Source organism: Hamadaea sp. NPDC051192, from assembly GCF_040682475.1.
Taxonomy (GTDB): Bacteria; Actinomycetota; Actinomycetes; order Mycobacteriales; family Micromonosporaceae; genus Hamadaea; species Hamadaea flava.
This window is the reverse complement of sequence record NZ_JBFBAZ010000275.1, coordinates 1-3,363: the sequence shown is the minus strand read 5'-3', so window position 1 is coordinate 3,363 and position 3,363 is coordinate 1. Positions and strand designations below refer to the sequence as shown.

At 69.9% G+C, this 3,363-nt stretch carries 2 protein-coding genes; one reads left to right on the top strand and one right to left on the bottom strand.

Annotated features, from left to right (window positions below):
* Positions 1 to 58 precede the first annotated feature (58 nt).
* Entirely contained in the window at positions 59 to 1,246 is a 1,188-nt protein-coding gene (locus AB0M47_RS42425) for a sialidase family protein (protein ID WP_363424635.1), read from the bottom strand.
* Positions 1,247 to 1,396: 150 nt separating this feature from the next.
* Between AB0M47_RS42425 and AB0M47_RS42420 the strand changes: the two genes are divergently transcribed.
* Positions 1,397 to 3,250 (top strand): sialidase family protein, encoded by a 1,854-nt coding sequence (locus AB0M47_RS42420; RefSeq protein ID WP_363424633.1) that lies wholly within the window; start codon positions 1,397 to 1,399, stop codon positions 3,248 to 3,250.
* Positions 3,251 to 3,363: the final 113 nt, after the last annotated feature.

Here is a 3,363-nt window from a genome sequence, read left to right as displayed (position 1 = left end):
TTCGAATCTTGGAGAAAGATTCGACCCGGATCCCTGATCCAGCGCTGTATTTCGGGGGTTAGCGGAGGGACTGGACCGGTACGCGGTGGAACTCGATGCGCTCGTTCGCGCCGAAGTCACCGGTCTCGTAGAGGACGCCGACGGTGTTCGCGTCGACCTGAACCAGATCCGAGTACGCCGCGGGCAGGCCCGACAGCGCCAGCGCCGGCGTGAAGGTGACGCCGGAGTCGTGGCTGATCCGGATCGTCAGCACCGCACGAGCGGCCGGGTCGGCCGGGCCGGCGTACAGCAGGGGCGCGTTCGGGCCGCGAAGTTGCAGCACCGTGCCCTCCACGACGGGTCCGGCGATGGTGCCCTGCGGGTGGAACGGCTTCACCAGCGTCGCGCCGCCATCGGCGCTGTACGCGTCGGCACGCGTACCGGGGGCGGTGCCGTTGTGGTCACGGGTGTTGAAGTAGACCCGGCCGTCCGGCAACTGCGTCGCGGTGGTCTCGTTCACGTTGACGTAGTTGTCCGGGTTGTCGTCGACGTACCCGATCTGCCAGGTCGCGCCGTCGTCGTCGCTGTACAGCGAGTGCCCGCCGTAGTACTTCGCCTCGGCTCCGGTGTCAGTGGACCCCGACGGGGGAGCGATCGAGTGGTTCGCCGGGACGACCAGGCGACCCTTGTGCGCCCCGACGGTCAGCCGCGTGGCGTGGCCGGGCGCCGTCGCGTACCAGCGCCAGTTCGTGAGCTTGGTCTGCGCGGTGATGTCGGTGGGCGCGGACCAGGTGGCCCCGTCGTCGTCACTGTGCTGGACGAAGACGCGCCGGGACTGCTCCGCGGTGACCTCGCCCCGCAGGATCATGGCCTCGGTCGCGGTGCCCGCGTTGAAGGTCGTGAGCAGGACGATCCGCCCGCCGGTGGTGACGACGGGGGCGGGGTTGCCCGCGGTGTTGCTCGCGTTGTCGTGCACCACCTGGAGCGGCCCCCACGTGCAGCCGCCGTCGGTGGAGCGCTTGAGGACGGTGTCGATGTTGCCCGCGTCGCCCAGGCCGCCGACGCGGCCCTCGGCGAACGCGAGGACGTCGCCGTTGGCGGCGGTGATCACGGCTGGGATGCGGAACGCGCTGTAGCCCTCGGTGTTCGCCGTGTACGGCGTAGAGGTGACGCATTTCGCCTGTTCAGAAGCGGTGGCTGGCATGACGCTCGCAGTCAGGGCACCGGCGGCGAGCAGGCCGGCCCCGGTGAGTTTCCAGAGACGCAAGGGTGGACTCCCTCCGAACGGGACATGGGATGTCCCACGTTCCAGGCACGTTAAGCCTGGATTTCGGAACGGTCAAGACCAACTCTGGTGGACATCCCACGTCGGACATAGGATGTCCGGCAATCCATTCCGTCTCCCGAAAGGCACGAGATGAGGTACGCACGCCGCGCGGCCGCCCTGGTCGGCGCGCTGGTGCTCCTGGCCACCGGGTTAGCGGCTCCGGCCGGCGCCCAGGATCAGAGCACACCCTTCTTCGACGAGCAGGTCGTCTATCCGCAGAAGAGCATGGGCTACTTCTGCTTCCGCATTCCCGCCCTGGTCCGGGCGGCCAACGGCGACGTCCTCGCGTTCGCCGAGGGCCGGGTCAAGGACTGCGGCGACGACGAGGACATCGACATCGTGTTGCGGCGGTCCACCGACAACGGGCAGACCTGGGGTCCGCTCCAGGTGGTGTCCGAGGGCAACGGCAGCACCCACGGCAACCCGGTCCCGATCGTGGACCAGAACACGGGCCGCGTCGTGCTCGTGAGTACGCACAACGGACCGGCCCCCTGCACGAACGGTTGCCTGCGCCTGCCCTTCGTGCAGGTCAGCGACGACAACGGGGCCACCTGGTCGGCGGCCCGGGAGATGACCGAGGGCACGAAGCCGGAATGGAACTTCTGGTACGCCACCGGCCCGATGCACGGCATCCAGCTGACCCACGGCCCGCACGCGGGACGGCTGATCGTGGGCGCCAACCACGAGACCTACGACGGGGTCGGCGACCACCTCTACGGCACGCACCTGCTCTACAGCGACGACAGCGGCGTGACCTGGCACATCGGGGCGACCAGCGCGTTCACCGACGGCACGATCATCGCCCAGGAGGTGACCGTCGCCGAACTGCCGGACGGCCGGATCTATGCGCTCGCCCGGGAACGCGGCACCGACCCCGGGCACCGCGCGGTGGCGTACAGCAGTGACGGGGGCGAGACCTTCGACCGTCCCTTCTCGACGATCGGGCTGTCGATGCCCGACGTGCAGGGCTCGGTCCTGTCCTCCGGCGATCGCCTGCTGCTGTCCGCGCCGGCCCATCCGGTCGCTCGCGAGGTCATGTCGGTACGCGCCTCGTACGACGGCGGGCTCACCTATCAGCCCTGGCAGGAAGGCAAGGTCTTCTGGTGGGGGCCGTCCGCGTACTCGGACCTGGTCGCGCTGGCCGGCGACCTGACCGGGATGGCGTACGAGGCCGGGGCGTCGACGCCGTACGAGTCGATCCGCTGGGCTCGGTTCAACGACGCCTATCTGCGTACGCCGAACGGCACGCCGCCGGGCATCCCGGCACCGCCCGCACCCGGGCCGACCACGCCGGACTCGTCGCACTCGGCGAACGTCGCCTACGTCCGTGGCGGCGCGACGACGGTGGCTGACGGCCGCTTCGGCGGCGGGCTCGCCCTCGACGGCGTCGACGACCGGGTCGAGGTTCCGTTCGACGACTCGATCGACCTCGGCGGGGACGACTTCACGCTGATGACCTGGTTCCGCTACGGCGACACCACCGGCAACCACACGCTGCTGTGGGCGTACCGGACGGGGAGCGGCACGACTCCGCAGATCTGGCTGCGGGCCGAACCGGGCTCCAACCGGATCCGGGCGCTCATCATGGTCGACCGCTTCAACGTCACCGTGCAGTCGGCCGGGGCGTACAACGACGGGGCCTGGCACCACGTCGTACTCCAGCGGGTGAACGGCCAGTTCGTGCTGGGGATCGACGGGACCACGGTCGCCTCGGCCGCCGTGCCGCCCGGCTCCGTGACCGACGGCAAGGAGTTCGGCGTCGTCGGCCTCCACATCGGGCAGCGGGTCGACGGGGCCGACCGGTTCCGCGGCACCCTCGACGAGGTACGCGTCTACAAGCGCGCCCTGTCGGCCACGGAACTCGACCTCATCCGTACGCGCAACCTGCCGATCGGCGGCCGACTGGGGCTGCGCCTGTCCCTCGACTGCCTCACCCCCGCCTAACCCGCCCCACCCCACCCCCCCGCCGAGTGCCCGTTGATCATGGAGTTGACCCCCTCGACACGCCGTCGAGACCGCAGTTAACTCCATGATCAACGGGGAGGGGCGGGGGGCGG